The organism is Sphingomonas melonis DAPP-PG 224, from assembly GCF_000379045.1.
GTDB lineage: Bacteria > Pseudomonadota > Alphaproteobacteria > Sphingomonadales > Sphingomonadaceae > Sphingomonas > Sphingomonas aquatilis.
Genome location: NZ_KB900605.1, coordinates 1,788,628 through 1,803,335, shown reverse-complemented (window position 1 = coordinate 1,803,335; position 14,708 = coordinate 1,788,628). Strand labels below are relative to the sequence as shown.

The 14,708-nt window shown below is 65.4% G+C and carries 19 protein-coding genes; 14 read left to right on the top strand and 5 right to left on the bottom strand.

Annotated elements, in window-relative coordinates:
- The first annotated feature begins 46 nt into the window (after positions 1 to 46).
- From SPHME3_RS0108760 to SPHME3_RS0108745, 4 genes are all read left to right on the top strand, one after another.
- Complete coding sequence (locus SPHME3_RS0108760; protein ID WP_018250679.1) at positions 47 to 2,641, top strand: putative bifunctional diguanylate cyclase/phosphodiesterase; 2,595 nt, start codon at positions 47 to 49, stop codon at positions 2,639 to 2,641.
- A gap of 147 nt (positions 2,642 to 2,788) precedes the next feature.
- Complete coding sequence (locus tag SPHME3_RS0108755; protein ID WP_017979537.1) at positions 2,789 to 3,526, top strand: prolyl hydroxylase family protein; 738 nt, start codon at positions 2,789 to 2,791, stop codon at positions 3,524 to 3,526.
- A gap of 13 nt (positions 3,527 to 3,539) precedes the next feature.
- Positions 3,540 to 3,869, top strand: a complete 330-nt coding sequence (locus SPHME3_RS0108750; RefSeq protein ID WP_017979538.1) for a hypothetical protein — start codon at positions 3,540 to 3,542, stop codon at positions 3,867 to 3,869.
- Between the two features lie 78 nt (positions 3,870 to 3,947).
- The gene (locus SPHME3_RS0108745; RefSeq protein ID WP_017979539.1) at positions 3,948 to 4,475 is read left to right on the top strand and encodes a P-loop NTPase family protein; all 528 of its coding nucleotides are present in this window, start codon (positions 3,948 to 3,950) and stop codon (positions 4,473 to 4,475) included.
- 60 nt (positions 4,476 to 4,535) lie between these two features.
- Here the strand turns inward: SPHME3_RS0108745 and SPHME3_RS0108740 are convergent, their stop codons facing one another.
- Complete coding sequence (locus tag SPHME3_RS0108740) at positions 4,536 to 5,447, bottom strand: protein-L-isoaspartate(D-aspartate) O-methyltransferase (RefSeq protein ID WP_017979540.1); 912 nt, start codon at positions 5,445 to 5,447, stop codon at positions 4,536 to 4,538.
- 413 nt (positions 5,448 to 5,860) lie between these two features.
- Between SPHME3_RS0108740 and SPHME3_RS0108735 the strand changes: the two genes are divergently transcribed.
- On the top strand, positions 5,861 to 7,771 hold the full coding sequence (locus tag SPHME3_RS0108735; protein ID WP_017979541.1) for a ribonucleoside-diphosphate reductase subunit alpha: 1,911 nt from the start codon (positions 5,861 to 5,863) through the stop codon (positions 7,769 to 7,771).
- Between the two features lie 137 nt (positions 7,772 to 7,908).
- The gene (locus tag SPHME3_RS0108730) at positions 7,909 to 8,301 is read left to right on the top strand and encodes an endonuclease domain-containing protein (protein ID WP_018250678.1); all 393 of its coding nucleotides are present in this window, start codon (positions 7,909 to 7,911) and stop codon (positions 8,299 to 8,301) included.
- Positions 8,302 to 8,378: 77 nt separating this feature from the next.
- Here SPHME3_RS0108730 and SPHME3_RS0108725 read toward each other — a convergent pair whose 3' ends face one another.
- Positions 8,379 to 8,627 carry a DUF2171 domain-containing protein gene (locus SPHME3_RS0108725; RefSeq protein WP_024310411.1) on the bottom strand — a complete coding sequence of 83 codons (249 nt, stop codon included), beginning with the start codon at positions 8,625 to 8,627 and terminating at the stop codon, positions 8,379 to 8,381.
- A gap of 74 nt (positions 8,628 to 8,701) precedes the next feature.
- Here SPHME3_RS0108725 and SPHME3_RS0108720 point away from each other — a divergent pair, with 74 nt between their 5' ends.
- The 5 genes from SPHME3_RS0108720 to SPHME3_RS21025 all read left to right on the top strand — a co-directional run bounded on the left by SPHME3_RS0108720 (position 8,702) and on the right by SPHME3_RS21025 (position 11,902).
- Positions 8,702 to 8,902: a hypothetical protein gene (locus SPHME3_RS0108720; protein ID WP_017979544.1), complete on the top strand. Its 201-nt coding sequence runs from the start codon at positions 8,702 to 8,704 to the stop codon at positions 8,900 to 8,902.
- Positions 8,899 to 9,111, top strand: a complete 213-nt coding sequence (locus tag SPHME3_RS0108715; RefSeq protein WP_017979545.1) for a hypothetical protein — start codon at positions 8,899 to 8,901, stop codon at positions 9,109 to 9,111. The genes SPHME3_RS0108720 and SPHME3_RS0108715 overlap by 4 nt, the downstream gene beginning before the upstream one ends.
- Positions 9,112 to 9,115: 4 nt before the next feature.
- Positions 9,116 to 10,177, top strand: a complete 1,062-nt coding sequence (locus tag SPHME3_RS0108710; RefSeq protein WP_017979546.1) for a ribonucleotide-diphosphate reductase subunit beta — start codon at positions 9,116 to 9,118, stop codon at positions 10,175 to 10,177.
- A gap of 77 nt (positions 10,178 to 10,254) precedes the next feature.
- Positions 10,255 to 11,019 (top strand): HipA family kinase, encoded by a 765-nt coding sequence (locus SPHME3_RS21530; protein ID WP_231292039.1) that lies wholly within the window; start codon positions 10,255 to 10,257, stop codon positions 11,017 to 11,019.
- A complete protein-coding gene (locus SPHME3_RS21025) occupies positions 11,003 to 11,902 on the top strand; it encodes a hypothetical protein (RefSeq protein WP_145957878.1) in 900 nt (299 codons plus the stop codon). The genes SPHME3_RS21530 and SPHME3_RS21025 overlap by 17 nt, the downstream gene beginning before the upstream one ends.
- Positions 11,903 to 11,923: 21 nt before the next feature.
- Here the strand turns inward: SPHME3_RS21025 and SPHME3_RS0108700 are convergent, their stop codons facing one another.
- Complete coding sequence (locus SPHME3_RS0108700) at positions 11,924 to 12,349, bottom strand: ExbD/TolR family protein (RefSeq protein ID WP_017979548.1); 426 nt, start codon at positions 12,347 to 12,349, stop codon at positions 11,924 to 11,926.
- 119 nt (positions 12,350 to 12,468) lie between these two features.
- Here SPHME3_RS0108700 and SPHME3_RS0108695 point away from each other — a divergent pair, with 119 nt between their 5' ends.
- The 3 genes from SPHME3_RS0108695 (at position 12,469) to SPHME3_RS0108685 (ending at position 13,492) form a co-directional block, all read left to right on the top strand.
- A complete protein-coding gene (locus SPHME3_RS0108695) occupies positions 12,469 to 12,669 on the top strand; it encodes a hypothetical protein (RefSeq protein ID WP_017979549.1) in 201 nt (66 codons plus the stop codon).
- 176 nt (positions 12,670 to 12,845) lie between these two features.
- The gene (locus tag SPHME3_RS0108690; RefSeq protein ID WP_024310410.1) at positions 12,846 to 13,175 is read left to right on the top strand and encodes a hypothetical protein; all 330 of its coding nucleotides are present in this window, start codon (positions 12,846 to 12,848) and stop codon (positions 13,173 to 13,175) included.
- Positions 13,172 to 13,492 (top strand): hypothetical protein, encoded by a 321-nt coding sequence (locus SPHME3_RS0108685; protein ID WP_017979550.1) that lies wholly within the window; start codon positions 13,172 to 13,174, stop codon positions 13,490 to 13,492. Before SPHME3_RS0108690 ends, SPHME3_RS0108685 begins: the two co-directional genes overlap by 4 nt.
- A gap of 48 nt (positions 13,493 to 13,540) precedes the next feature.
- On the opposite strand, the gene SPHME3_RS0108680 is transcribed toward SPHME3_RS0108685, so the two are convergent.
- Both SPHME3_RS0108680 and SPHME3_RS0108675 read right to left on the bottom strand, forming a co-directional pair.
- Positions 13,541 to 13,876 (bottom strand): hypothetical protein, encoded by a 336-nt coding sequence (locus SPHME3_RS0108680; protein WP_017979551.1) that lies wholly within the window; start codon positions 13,874 to 13,876, stop codon positions 13,541 to 13,543.
- A gap of 115 nt (positions 13,877 to 13,991) precedes the next feature.
- Positions 13,992 to 14,651: a hypothetical protein gene (locus SPHME3_RS0108675; RefSeq protein ID WP_017979552.1), complete on the bottom strand. Its 660-nt coding sequence runs from the start codon at positions 14,649 to 14,651 to the stop codon at positions 13,992 to 13,994.
- Positions 14,652 to 14,708 lie beyond the last annotated feature (57 nt).

The window sequence follows — 14,708 nt, the reverse complement described above, 5'->3', positions numbered from 1 at the left end:
GTATTCCGGTGCCATGAATCGCATGACCCGACCTCAACCTCTCGATATGCGGGGACCGGACGCGTCGGCGATGACGATTCTGGGCGTGCGCTACGACAGCCCGGACTATGTCGTCGTGTCGCTCGGGCAGCGGCTCGGCATGGTCGCGACGCTGTGGCCGCTGGCCTGCGCGTCGCTCGCCGCAATGTCCGTGCTGCTGGGCGTCGGTGCCCATGCGACGGGCCTCTCCCTGCCCTTCGTCATCGCCATCCTGCTGATGATCGCAAGCGCCAGCGTGCTGTGGTTCGCCGCGTTCGGGCAGCATAGCGATCGCTGGCCGGTGTTCCAGCGCGTGCGCGTCACCGGGGTCGCCGCGCTCTCCATCGGTGGCGCGCTGGCCGTACTCGCCGCCGATCTACCGCACGGGTCGTTCGCCATCGTCTGCTGGGTCAGCATCGCGGCGACGATCGCGCTGGTCGCCCTCGCGCTCCAGCCGATCCGCATCGCCACGCTGTCGCTGGCGGTCGGTTTCTCGCTGATGCCGGCGGCGGCGGGTCATATCCTCGCCACGCTCGCCGCGCTCCCCTTCGTCATCGCCTTCGGCTTCGTGATCGTCCGCCTCGCCCGGATCGACGCGCGCACCGCTTATGATCATATGATCGACAGCGGCAACGGCCGCCTCGCGCTCAAGATGATCGCCGAATTCGAAGATCACGGCACCGGCTGGTTCTGGGAAAGCGACCGGCAGGGCCGGCTGACCTATCTGTCGCGCAAGGTCGCCGACGATCTGGTCCAGAACGGCCAGCCGCATCCAATCGGCCAGTTCCTCACCGACGTCTTCCGCATGGACGGCGCCGCGATCGGGACCGAGCGCACGCTCGCCTTCCATCTGTCGTCGCGTACCGCCTTTGCCGATTACATGATCTGCGGCGCGGGCGACGCGCCGGAGGTTGCCGAACGCTGGTGGTCGATGTCCGGCCGGCCGATGATCGACGATCTCGGCCGCTTCGGCGGCTTCATCGGCTCGGGTAGCGACCTGACCGAAAAGCGGCGGTCGGATGCCGAAATCACGCGCCTCGCCCTGTTCGACAGCCTGACCGGTCTCGCCAACCGCCAGCGCATGCGCCACAGCCTCGACAAGACGCTGCAGCAGCAGGCGATCACGCACAGCCCCGCCGCGCTGTTCCTGATGGACCTCGACCGGTTCAAGGCGGTGAACGACACCTTAGGCCATCAGGCGGGCGACGAGCTGTTGAAACAGGTCGCACAGCGCCTGCAACGGATCGTCGGCGATGCCGGCCTCGTCGGGCGCCTCGGCGGCGACGAATTCCAAGTCCTGCTGCCCGGCAACGACCGCGGCGACGCGCTCGCGCTTCTCGCCCGCGATCTGATCGCCGGCCTGTCGCAGCCCTATTTCGTCGCCGCCACGTCGGTGACGATCGGCTGTTCGATCGGCATCGCGATCGCGCCCCAGGACGGCAAGGATGCCGAGGCGCTGATCCGCAACGCCGACCTCGCGCTCTATGCCGCCAAGGCGGACGGGCGCGGCGTCCACCGTTTCTATTCCGACGACATGCTGGCCGGGGCGAAGAGCCGCAAGGCGCTCGAAGACGACATGCGCCTCGCGCTGACCGAGGGCGGCTTCGTCCTCCACTATCAGCCCGTCGTGTCGACCAAGGACGCGAAGATCGTCGGCTATGAAGCGTTGATCCGTTGGCACCATCCGGTACGCGGGCCGATCTCGCCGGCCGATTTCATCCCGGTTGCCGAGGAATGCGGACTGATCGAGCCGCTGGGCGAATGGGTGCTGCGCACCGCCTGCGCCGATGCCGCGCGCTGGCCGGGGGACGTGCGCGTCGCGGTCAACGTCTCGCCGATCCAGTTCGCCAACCCCGCCTTCCCCGCGCTCGTCACCTCCGCGCTCGCACATAGCGGCCTGCCCGCGCGCCGCCTGGAATTGGAGATCACCGAAGGCGTCTTCCTCGCCGGCTCGGGCTCGACCGATGCGATGTTCAAGGCGCTGAAGGCGATCGGCGTCCGCCTAGCGCTGGACGATTTCGGCACCGGCTATTCCAGCCTCGGCTATCTGCGCACCGCGCCGTTCGACAAGATCAAGATCGACCAGAGCTTCGTGCGCGGCGCCGCCGCGCCGGGCAACCGCAACGCCGCGATCATCCGCGCGATCGTCTCGCTTGCCGAGACGTTGGGCATGGAGACGACCGCGGAGGGCGTCGAGATCCAAGACGAGATCGACTTGGTCCGCGATCTCGGCTGCAGCCACATCCAGGGCTATGTCTATGGCCGCGGCGTGCCCGCCGCCGACGTCATGGCGCAGCTTGGTGAAGCCGCACCCGCCCACCCCGTCGGCCACCGCATCAGCCGGGCGCCGCGCACGCGCATGCTGCGCTCCGCCCGGATCGAGATCGGCCGCAAGCAGGGCGACGTGCGCATCCGCAACATGTCGAGCAGCGGCGCGCTGATCGACGGCATCAACATCGATGGCGAGGCGGTGGGCGTCGATGTGATGCTCGAGGTGGCGGAGGACATGATGGTCGCCGCGCGCATCGCCTGGGCGCATGACGGCCGCGCCGGCATCGCTTTTAACGAACGCATCGACCTCGACCGGCTCAGCACTCTACAGAACCGCCTGCGTCACGGCTGATCCGACGTCACCCCGGCCGCGCGCCACAGTGCTCCAAGCGCCGCCGCCCTCACGCCATCCCGGCGTTAAACACGCATTTACCATCACCCGCTAACCCGGTTCGCACCCGCCGGCATTCCGCCGAGCGGGTGGCAGGAACCGCCCTCGATGAGCATGCACGCGCCGATCGACATCACCACGCTCGGTCTCGACGAAGCCGCCATCCACGCCATGCGCTTTGCGGGCGGGGTCGAACTGCACAATCCCTACATCGATCTCGTCATGGCGCGCGGATTCCTCAATGCCGACGAATGCGCGCTGATGTGTACGATGATCGATGCCAACCGCCAGCGGTCGCGCGTCGCCGATGGCGTGTCGCAGATGCGCACCAGCGAAACCTGCGCGTTCGATGTCGACGAGCCGCTCATCCAGTTGCTCGACCTGCGCATCTCGCTGTTTCTCGGCGTCGGTCCGCAGTTCGGCGAAAGCGTGCAGGGTCAACGCTATGCCGTCGGTCAGGAATTCCGCAGCCACGCCGATTATTTCAAATCGACCGATCCCGAAGACACCTCGCACCTGCGGCGCTGCGGGCAGCGCACGTGGACCGCGATGATCTACCTCAACGAGCCAGAGGCAGGCGGCGAGACCTATTTCCACCATCTCGACCACGATTTCGTGCCCGAAATGGGCACCATGTTGTGCTGGAACAACATCGACGCCGAAGGCAAGCCCAACCCTTACACGGTCCATCAGGGCAAGCCGGTGATCGCCGGCACCAAGTACATCGTCACCAAGTGGTTCCGCGAGCGCCCCTGGAACAGCCCGCTGCCCACGCCGGCGCCGGTAGCGCCCCCCGCCGTCGACAGCTCGGTCCGCGCGATGCGCGCGCTAAAGGGTCGCCGCTGACACGGACGCGCCGGTGCTGCTCGCCCTCCTCCTCGCCCAGCTCGCCACCGCGCCCATCGGGCCCGCCGCGCCGCCGCAACCCGACATAGAAGTCACCGGCCGCCACCTCTCGCGCCTGCGCCTCTCGCTCGACCTCGACGGCGGCGTGCTGAAGGCCTGCCGCATCACCGTCTCCAGCGGCGACGCGCTCATCGACGCGCTGGCCTGTCCCGCCGCCCGCACCTGCGTCGCACAGCGGCCGCGGACCAGCACCGTCCTGCTCGCCTGCATCGACCAGCGCATCGGCACCGCGGTGCGGGCGCATGATGGCGTGCCAGGCAGCATCAACGGCGCGGAACGTTAAGTCTCGATCCCCCTCCACCATCCGTTGTGAAGCCCCACCCGCAGGCATAGTACATCCCGCGAGGAGCTATGCCGCGCCATGACGCTGACCGAGCTGGGCACACGCATCTGCATCATGGGGCCGTCGAACAGCGGCAAGTCGACGCTGGCGCAGGCGATCGCGAAGGCCCGGGGCTTGCAGGTGGTCCACCTCGATCAGCTCCACCATCTCCCGCACACCGACTGGGTGCCACGACCGCCAGCCGAGTTCGCGGCGCTCCATGATGCCGCGATCGCCGGCGACCGCTGGGTGGTGGACGGCAATTACTCGCGGCTGCTCCCGCAACGCCTGCAGCGGACGACCGGCCTCATCCTGCTCGACGTTCCGACGACGACCAGCCTGTATCGATACATCCGACGTTGCTGGTTCGAGCGCGACCGCCGCGGCGGGCTGGAAGGCGGTCGCGATAGCGTGAAATGGGATATGATCCGGCACATCGCCATCGCCACCCGAGCCAACCGGACCCGCTACCGCACCCTGTTGGACGGCATCGCCCTGCCCAAGATACAGATCGCGTCCACCGCGATGCTAACCGCCTTCTACCGCGCCAACGGCTTGCGGCGATAAGGTCGCAACTGTCATTTGACGGACAGCGGGGTCAGCGCAAACAGACGACGCCCCGCCCCCTCAAACCACCCCCACAATCGGCGCGCGGAAGCAAAGAGGGATCGACCGGTCGGTCAGTGCGCGCGGCGCGAACGGGGGAACGCGGCCGCCGGTGAAGGGGACGAACAGCGCCGGGCCGAGCGTGCATCGATCCAGCGTACCGTCGGCGCGCTTGGTCATGCGCAGCAATTGGGTGCTCGTGTCGGACGGGCCGATGGGCATGACGATGCGGCCGCCGACCTTCAGCTGGTCGACCAGCGGTTGCGGCACCGCGGTGGCGCTGGCGGCGACGACGATCCCGTCGAAGGGCGCCCGCTCCGGCCAGCCGAGGAAGCCGTCGCCCGCCCGCACGGTGACGGTCGCATAGCCCATCCGGCGCAGCCGCGCGGCCGCCGTGCGGGCGAGCGGCGCGACGATCTCGACCGAGGCGACGCGCGCCGCGACCGTCGCGAGCACCGCCGCCTGATAGCCCGATCCCGTGCCGATATCGAGCACATGGGCGCTACGATCCGCGGGCAGGTCCAGCGCCGCGGTCATCACCGCGACGACATAGGGATCGGAAATCGTCTGGCCGTGGCCGATGTCCTGCGGCAGGTCGACATAGGCCGCCGCGCGTCCCCTGGCGTCGACGAAGTCCTCGCGCGGGATCGTGCCGATCGCCGCCAGCGCGCGCGCCAGGGCCGGCGTGTCCGCCGCCGGATCGTTGCTGCGAATATCGGCACGGATGTCGGCGACCATCGCCGCGCGCTGCTGCGCCGGGGTCTGGTGCGCCCGCGCCTTGGCCAGCATGGTCAGCATATCGACCCCCGCCACCGGTCGCGGCGCACAGCCGGCGAGCGTCAGGGCGGAGAGGACGAGGGCGAGGGACGAACGACGGCGCATCGCCGCGGCTTCGACGGTATCCCGGGCCGCCGCAACGAAACTTTCGTTCATGTTTGGCGGACGGGACGACATGGGTTGAATCGCGTCCGAATTGGCCTCTTCGGTCGCTAAAAAAATTTTCATCGCGCCACTCGCCGCTTGCACTTTCCGGAAGCCGCGGAAGTCCACGCGTCGCGGCCCCTCGACCGACCCGCCGCGCCCCGTCCGCACCGGAACCACACGGCTGCCGCGTCATTAAGCCTCTTGCCCGCGGCGACGCTTTGCCACAATTTGTGGGGGTTGCGTTCGGGGGTGAACCCAATCGCTGGTAGAGATCGATGGCGGCATCCCGTGCCGGATTCGCCATGGGGCACAACGCGGCCGTGAACCGCGACCCCTTTTTGTTCTCACCATCGGGGCGCCCGGGTGATATGCTGTGCATGTCGCCCCGAGTCGAACATGTATGGAACAAGGGACGGTAATCGATGGATTTCAGGGACACGCAGGGTGAGGCCATGACCGATACGATCGACGCCACCGTCGCCGCCGAGGCGCCCGCCGCAGAGGCGAATGGCGGCAGCAAGGCGATCCACGCCCGCCCCTATCCCGTCGAGGTCGATCATAGCCGCGATGCGCTGCTGACCGATTTCGGCAAGGAAACGCTAAACGATCGCTACCTGTTGCCGGGCGAAAGCTATCAGGACCTCTTCGTCCGCGTCGCCTCGGCCTATGCCGACGATGCCGCGCATGCGCAGCGCCTGTACGATTACATCAGCCGCTTGTGGTTCATGCCCGCAACGCCGGTGCTGTCGAACGGCGGCACGGGGCGCGGCCTGCCAATCAGCTGCTACCTCAATTCGGTGCCCGACAGCCTGAACGGCATCGTCGACACCTGGAACGAGAACGTCTGGCTCGCCTCGCGCGGCGGCGGCATCGGCACCTATTGGGGCAGCGTGCGCGGCATCGGCGAACCCGTCGGCCTCAACGGCAAGACCAGCGGCATCATCCCCTTCGTCCGCGTGATGGACAGCCTGACGCTCGCGATTTCGCAAGGGTCGCTGCGCCGCGGTTCGGCCGCCTGCTACCTCGACGTCAGCCACCCGGAGATCGAGGAATTCCTCGAAATCCGCAAACCCAGCGGCGACTTCAACCGCAAGGCGCTGAACCTGCACCACGGCGTGCTGCTGACCGACGCCTTCATGGAAGCGGTGCGCGACGGCCGCGAATGGAATTTGCTCAGCCCCAAGGACGGCACCGTCCGCGCGACGCTCGACGCGCGCTCGCTGTTCCAGAAGCTCGTCGAAACCCGCCTGCAGACGGGTGAGCCGTACATCGTCTTCGCCGATCACGTGAACAAGGCGATGCCCAAGCATCACCGCGACCTGGGGCTGAAGGTCTCGACGTCGAACCTGTGCTCGGAAATCACGCTGCCGACCGGCCGCGACCATCTCGGCAACGATCGCACCGCGGTCTGCTGCCTGTCGTCGCTCAACCTCGAAACGTGGGACGAGTGGAAGGACGACAAGGTCTTCATCGAAGACGTGATGCGCTTCCTCGACAACGTGCTGCAGGATTATATCGACCGCCACGAACCGGGCATGGAACGCGCCGCCTACAGCGCCGCGCGCGAACGCTCGGTCGGCCTCGGCGTCATGGGCTTTCACTCCTTCCTCCAGGCGCGCGGCCTGCCGTTCGAAGGCGCGATGGCGAAGAGCTGGAACTTGCGCATCTTCAAGCACATCAGCGCGCAGGTGAACCAGGCGTCGATGACGCTCGCCGCCGAGCGGGGCCCTTGCCCCGACGCCGCCGACGTTGGCGTGATGGAGCGGTTCAGCTGCAAGATGGCGATTGCGCCGACCGCGTCGATCAGCATCATCTGCGGCGGCACCAGCGCCTGCATCGAGCCGATCCCGGCGAACATCTACACGCACAAGACGCTGTCTGGCAGCTTCTCGGTCAAGAACCCGTATCTGGAAAAGCTGCTCAAAGAGAAATCCAAGAACAGCGACGCGGTGTGGAATTCGATCCTCGAACACGGCGGCTCGGTCCAGCACCTCGACTTCCTGTCGGTGGAAGAGAAGGATTGCTACAAGACCAGCTTCGAAATCGACCAGCGCTGGCTGCTCGAACTCGCCGGCGACCGCACGCCGTACATCGACCAGGCGCAGTCGCTGAACCTGTTCATCCCGGCGGACGTCGAGAAGTGGGACCTCCTGATGCTCCACTTCCGCGCCTGGGAGCTCGGCATCAAGTCGCTCTATTACCTGCGCTCGAAGAGCGTGCAGCGCGCGGGCTTCGCCGGATCGGGCGGCGTGGAAGCGGACAACACCATCGCCGCGCCGAAGTTCGAGATCGGCGAGACGACGGACTATGACGAATGCCTGGCGTGTCAGTGAGGTGTGGGAGTCCGCTGATCGCCTGACTTGAAGGTCACGGCATGCCGCAACCCCCTCGCCCTTCCGCGCCCTCGGCGCTCCCTCCCTCTCCCCTTGTGGGAGAGGGAAGGGGCCCGCGGCCGCAGGCCGTGGGAAGGGTGAGGGGGAATGCGGACGGCCTGACCAAGCGGCAGCAGTTGCCGGCCTCGACCGTAGCCCGCTCGCGCACGCTCCGTCAGGAAGCCGGCGAACCCGAACGCCGCCTCTGGCGGGCCTTGCGCGAGGCTCTGCCCAAGGCAAAGTTCCGCCGTCAGGTTCCGTTCGGCCCGTATCATGCCGATTTCTGCGCGCACGCTGTACGACTGATCGTCGAAGTCGACGGCGACGACCATGCCGCCAAAGTCAAACGCGACGCCGCCCGCACCCGCTTCCTCAAGAACGAAGGCTATGACGTGATCCGCTTCGCCAATGCCGATGTGATGGGGAACCTCGAAGGCGTCATGACCGCGATCGCTGCGGTTGTCGCGACTAAGCAAAAGGGCTGCCCGTGATGGACAGCCCCCTCACCCTCCCGCAGCCTGCGGCTGCGGGCCCCTCCCTCTCCCACAAGGGGAGAGGGGATCATGGCTCACGCCTCTTCGAACATGTCCTGGGCGTTCTGCGCGGTGGCCGACAGGCGGACCGTGTCGCCTTCGATCTCGGCGACCAGGCCGGCCGGCAGGTAATGGTGCTTGGCGCCCTGCCCGTCTTCGGTGCTGGGGCTGTCGGTCTTGGTCAGCTTGATGCGCTCGCCCTCGACATGGTCGACGGTGCCGACGTGGACGCCGTCCGCGCCGATGACCTTCATATGTTCCTTGATGTTGCTGTGATCGTGCATCATGCGTCTCCTGGCTTGGGTTCGGCGATGAAACGACCCGTGTTCCAAATGGATGCATCGGAGGCGCAGCACTGATGCCGCGCGAGAGCCTCATCATGTTCGCCGTCGCCGCGGTGCTGGGCCTCGCCGGCCTGTGGCTGCTGCTCCAGTTGCGCAGCCCCCAGGGCCCGGCGCGCGTCTACGTCTATCGCATGGCCGGCATCATGATGGTCGCCGGCGGCATCGTCCTCGGCTTTTCGGCCTATGCGATGTGGCAGTGGAGCGCGCAGCCATGATCGCTGCGATCGAACCGTGGATTCGCGTCGCGTTCGGTGCATGGCTAATCGTTCTCGGCTATCGCTGGGCGCGCCACCCGAACCGATTCGTCGGCCACGGCGTGATCCCCATCACCGTACCCCGCACGATCCGCGGCCTCGGCATCGTCGCGATCCTCGTCGGCGCGATGACCCTGGCCAGTTATTCTTCCAAGCTTATCCCGGAGTAACCCCATGTCCCTCCTCCAAGCCTCCAAGCAGTACAAGCCGTTCGAATACCCCTGGGCGTTCGAATTCTGGAAGCGTCAGCAGCAGCTCCACTGGCTCCCCGAAGAGGTGCCGCTGGGCGAGGATTGCCGCGACTGGGCGCAGAAGCTGACCGACCACGAGCGCAACCTGCTGACGCAGATCTTCCGCTTCTTCACGCAGGCGGACGTCGAGGTGCAGGATTGCTACCACGAGAAATACGGCCGCGTGTTCAAGCCGACCGAGATCAAGATGATGCTGACCGCGTTCAGCAACATGGAGACGGTCCACATCGCCGCCTACAGCCACCTGCTCGACACGATCGGCATGCCCGAGAGCGAATATGGCGCCTTCCTCGAATATGCCGAGATGAAGGAAAAGCATGATTACATGCAGAACTTCGGCGTCGACAGCGACGAGGATATCGCCCGCACGCTCGCCATGTTCGGCGGCTTCACCGAAGGCGTGCAGCTGTTCGCCAGCTTCGCGATGCTGATGAACTTCCCGCGCTTCAACAAGATGAAGGGCATGGGCCAGATCGTCAGCTGGTCGGTGCGCGACGAATCGCTGCACTGCGAAGGCATCATCAAGATGTTCCACACCTTCGTGAAGGAACGTCAGTGCCTGACCAAGGCGGTGAAGGACGATATCGCCGACGTCTGCCAGACCACGATCCGGCTCGAGGACAATTTCATCGACCTCGCGTTCGAAATGGGCCCGGTCAACGGCATGACGCCCAAGGAGATCAAGAAGTACATCCGCTACATCGCGGACTGGCGCCTGGGCCAGCTCGGCCTGAAGCCGATCTACATGATCGACGAACACCCCCTGCCCTGGCTCGCCCCGCTGCTCAACGGCGTCGAGCACGCCAACTTCTTCGAAACCCGCGCGACCGAATATTCGAAGGCCGCGACCAAGGGCCAGTGGAACGACGTCTGGGACAGCTTCGACAAGCGCCAGAAGGCCAAGGCGGTCAAGCCCGCGAACGAGGACCTAGGACTGCTTGACGGCGGCGACATGTTCTCGCGCGCTGGGGTTGCGGCGGAGTAAAGGGAATGCCGACATTTAGGGGATCCCGACCTGAGGACTTGCTTATCAAGAGCGATGGTAGGATCGTGCCCCCATTCATGTCGGCCGAACCAAGCCTTTTTCCTGTTCGCGCGAGCACGATCTATCCAGCTCCCCCAAATGGGGCAGATATACTATTTCACTGTGAGGGAGACCGGGGCGGGACATACTACTGCAAAGGGGATCACAGCGGCCGACAAATTCGAGCCACTGAATGGTTCTTCACGCACCTTGCTCATCATGTCGGCTTTGCCACACCAGAGTGCGCTATCGTCGAACGAAGGGACGCAAACACCTCCTTCTTCGGCTCGCGCCAAATTGCATCCCCGGCATCGGCGATGGAACTCCACAACCTCTTGATGACCCCCCAGCGGGGGGAACTTGGCCAGCCTTCAAGCTGGCCGGGCGCATACCTTTCGCAGTTATATGCCTTTGACCTTTTCGCCGGAAACTGGGACCGAAGCATCCAGAATTTTCTGCTGCAAAATGAGGGCTTTACGAGACGGCTATGCGTTTTCGATTTTGCCTCATGTAGCTTAGAAGGGCTGGCGGCTATCAAGTTCCCGGTTGCCAGCGACCCCACAGTCCGCATAGGTAAGTTCCTACGGCTTCGGCACGGCTTTTTTCCGAAAGCGGCGATCGAAATGATCGACCGACTTGCGGCAATTCCGGCAGAGACGATCACCCGTTTTCTGAGCCTAATGCCGGATGACTGGATGAGCGCCGAACAGAAAGAGAGCATCTGTGAGCTTTGGTCAAAACACCAGATTGCGAGTCGGCTTGCGGCCTTACGGTCGGGGCTAGGCGATGAGTCACTGCTATAAATTCGCAGTTGCACAATTTCCCGCGGACGAAGTGCGCAACGAGCGCCTGAACCTCGCGATTGTAATCCTCAAAGACAATAAGCTGGATGTACGCGCGCCCAAGAGCCTTGATAAGCTTCGCGCCATTTCCGGGGCGGTAGACCTTGACGCCGTTCGTGAGACGCTAAACGATCTAGCCGTTATTGATGATTTTGCTCGCGAGAATGTGAGCGCGAATGCAATCGATCGCATTGCCTTTATGTCAAATGCAACGCCCATAGCTTTCTCATCGCTAGGGGAATTCTATTCTAACGACGAAGCTTCTTATAACGCAAATATAAGCAAGCTACTAGAAAAGCTAGTCGAGCCGGAAAAGGCACCGCCTCGCGCAGTGCGCCGTCGGCCTACTAAGCTTTTGCTGGAGGTTAAATCCGCATTTAAATCTGAACGTGTCCTTGCCAAAAAGGGTGAGGGTTTGGAAACACATCGGATTGTTGAGAATCACAAAGTAGCGGAAGGGCTATCAGCAGATTTAATCCTGAAAAATGGCGCAATGCACGTTATTCAGACTGCGGACGCCTCAGCCGAAGACAGTTCGGTTCGTCGCACGATCGCCAATATCGCAATATCTGCACTTGTATTTGAACAGGCTCGCATGACGTTCGGCGAGGATAACACCAAGCCAAAGCTTGTTTACAAGGCAAGCTCAGGCATGGAATCCATTATTGCCCCGTCACTTGAAGCGGCTGAACACCAGGGCGCAACGCTGATCAATTGGGAAAGCCGCGACGACCGCAATCGGTTCGTTATAGAACTGGCATCTCTAGCCGAACCGACTCCCAAGAAAGGTCAGCCAAACATGAGTGTCCATGCGAGTGTGCAGCCTCGACTAAAACTTAACTAGGTTTTAGTTTCAAAGTAATCCTCACTCCACCATCGCCTCATTCCCCGCGAACCCCAGCCGCGTGATCCCGGCGCGCTTCACCTCGGCCAGCACCGCATCGAACCGGGCGTAGCGCGCCTCCGGGTCGGTGCGCATCACCAGCAGCGCCTTGGGGTCGGCGTCCAGCGCCTTGAACCGCGCGGGCATGCCGGCGTCGCTCAGGCCCACGCCATCCAGCGTCACCGTGCCGTCGCGCGCGAGCACCAGCGGGTGCGTCACCGTTTCGGACGGCGGTGCCTTGCCCTGCGGCAGGTCGATCGGCACTTTGTGCAGCACCGTCGGCAACGTCAGGATCATCATCACCAGCAACACCAGCATCACGTCGATCAGCGGCGTGATGTTGAGGTCGGACAGCGGCGCGTCGAAGGCGGGGCCGGCCGGGGCGGAGAAGGCACGCTTGCGTGGCATCCTGACGTCTCCTTATTGATGTGATGGTAGAACATCACGACGCCTGTCCGTCGTCAAGGGGCGGTGATTAACCCTCCCCCGCAACCATCCGGCAAGGCGGGCCGGGCCAGACTGCCGCGATGCTCCCCAACCCGCGCCTCTTTCGCAGCCGCTGGGCGGCGCTGCTCTGGGCGGGCGGCGTCCTGTGGTTCGCCTATGACGTCGCCGGATCGGCGCCCGCCGGCAACGGCGCCGCCACCCCTGCGACCACCACAGATGCGACCGCCACGGGCGCCAATGCCGCCGACGTCGCCGCCGTCGCCAACCTGCTCGCCCCCTGATCGCGCGCACCGGGGCTGCCCCGCGGCGCTCCGGCATGGCCTGTTGGATCGCACCGCCCCCGCCGCCCGGCCAAGCCGCTGATCGATGGCGGCTTTTCCGGCGTCCCATGACGCCCCCTGTCCTACACGCCCGATCGCGCGTAGCTGGATCGGCTCCTCGAACAGGAGCATCGTGCATGTCATCCTTCCCCGACGACGATCCCGGCCCCATCCCGCGCTCGCATGCGGACGACGACGCCTTCGACCCGCCGTCCTATCGCCGGCCCAAGCGCAAACCCCCGCCCCGCGCGCCGCGCGAGATCGTCGAGGATCGCCTGACCGTCGAGCTGCGCCGTCGTCACGACGGCTGGACCGCGGAACGCCAGCGCATCTTCCTCAACACGCTGGCCAACACCGGCCGCATCACCGAAGCGGCGGAGATGGCGGACATCACACCGCGCTACGCCTATCGCCTGCGCAACCATCCGCAGGGCGCGCCCTTTGCCAGGCGTGGGATGCCGCGATGATGCGGGCCAGCGGCCGATTGCTCAGCGTCGCGATGGAGCGCGCGATCAGCGGTACGCCGCAGGTCGTCTGGCGCGAAGGCCGCATCGCCGCCGAAATCTGCCGGCCGTCGGACCCGATGCTGATGTTCCTGCTGCGGCACCTCAATCCGGGGCTGTTCGATTCGCGCGATGCGGCGAACCTGCGCGCGCATCATCTCGCCGCGCGCGCGATGGGCTTCGGGCCGGCGATGGACGCGATCACCGACACCGATGTCGAAGCGGACCTGATCGACATCGACGATTACCGCCCGCACCCGCCGCCCGACCATGAACCGTAAAACACGTGCGTCGGCGTGACTTTTGTGACTTTTCGAACCGTCCGCGGCTCAGCGTCGCCGCCGCACCGGCACATGGAAGTCGGCGGGCTTGTCGGCGATCCACGCCAGAAAGCGCGCGATATCGGGATGCGCGCGCAGCACCGCGGGCTCGGCATAGTCGCGGGCCAGCTGCGCGTTGGGCAGGGTCGCATGGATGGTGCGATGGCAGATCGGATGGACCGGCGCGGTCACGCGCCCGCCTTCGGATTTGGGGACCAGATGGTGCCACTCCACCTTTGCGCCCAGCGGCCGCTCGCACAGCGCGCACGTCGCGGGCGCCGTGGTGCGGGCGGCCAGGGCCTCGGCGGCGGCCAGCCCCGCCTTGCGCTTCACGCGTCCGGTCATGGCCCGGATATAGGGACGCCCGCGCCCCGCCCCAATGCAAAGGGGGCGGACCTGCCCGCAGCAGATCCGCCCCCTCGCGTGTCAGTCGTCACCCGTTGCCGGGTGCGTCATGCCCTTAGAAGTGCGCGACCACGCCGCCCATCGGACGGAAGCTGTGCGCGTTGTCGAAGGTCGACACTTCGAGACGCAGGCGCAGGCCCGAATTGCCGGTCAGGCCGCCCAGGCCGATGTCCTTCGGGCCGACTTCGGTGCCGATGCCGTACACGGTCGCGTGATAGTCACGCTTCAGGTCGCCCTGCACGCCCGGTGCGAAGTTGTTGAAGTTGTTCCAGCGGTAGCCGACCTTGCCGTAGAACAGGCCGCTGTCGCCGGCGCGGAAGCCGAAGCGGCCATACGCGCCATACTGCCAGTCGATGTCACCCGACACGCCCTTGGCAACCGCGCCCTCGGCGCCGACGAACACGGGGCCCAGCGGCACGTTGAAGCCGACGATGCCTTCGATCAGCGCGCCGTCCAGGTTATAGCCCTTGGGCTGCGCGGGGATGCCGGCGACGGTCTGACGATCGAACTGCTCCCAGCCGCCCATCACGGCGACATAGGGCTCGATACCGAAAGCGCGCGTGCCGTCCGGAGCCTTGGGAGCGGTGTCGGCCTGCGCGTCAACGGGGGCCGGCGCAGTCGCGTCGGTCGTCGCGGTGGTCGACATGTCCTGCGCGAAGGCGGGGACGGCAAAAGACGCTGCCGCAACGGCGGCCGCGAGGGCGAGCTTACGCATGATGTGAATACCTTTATTGCCTCAACTCGGGCGGCGGGGACCGTGTCCGCTCGCTGC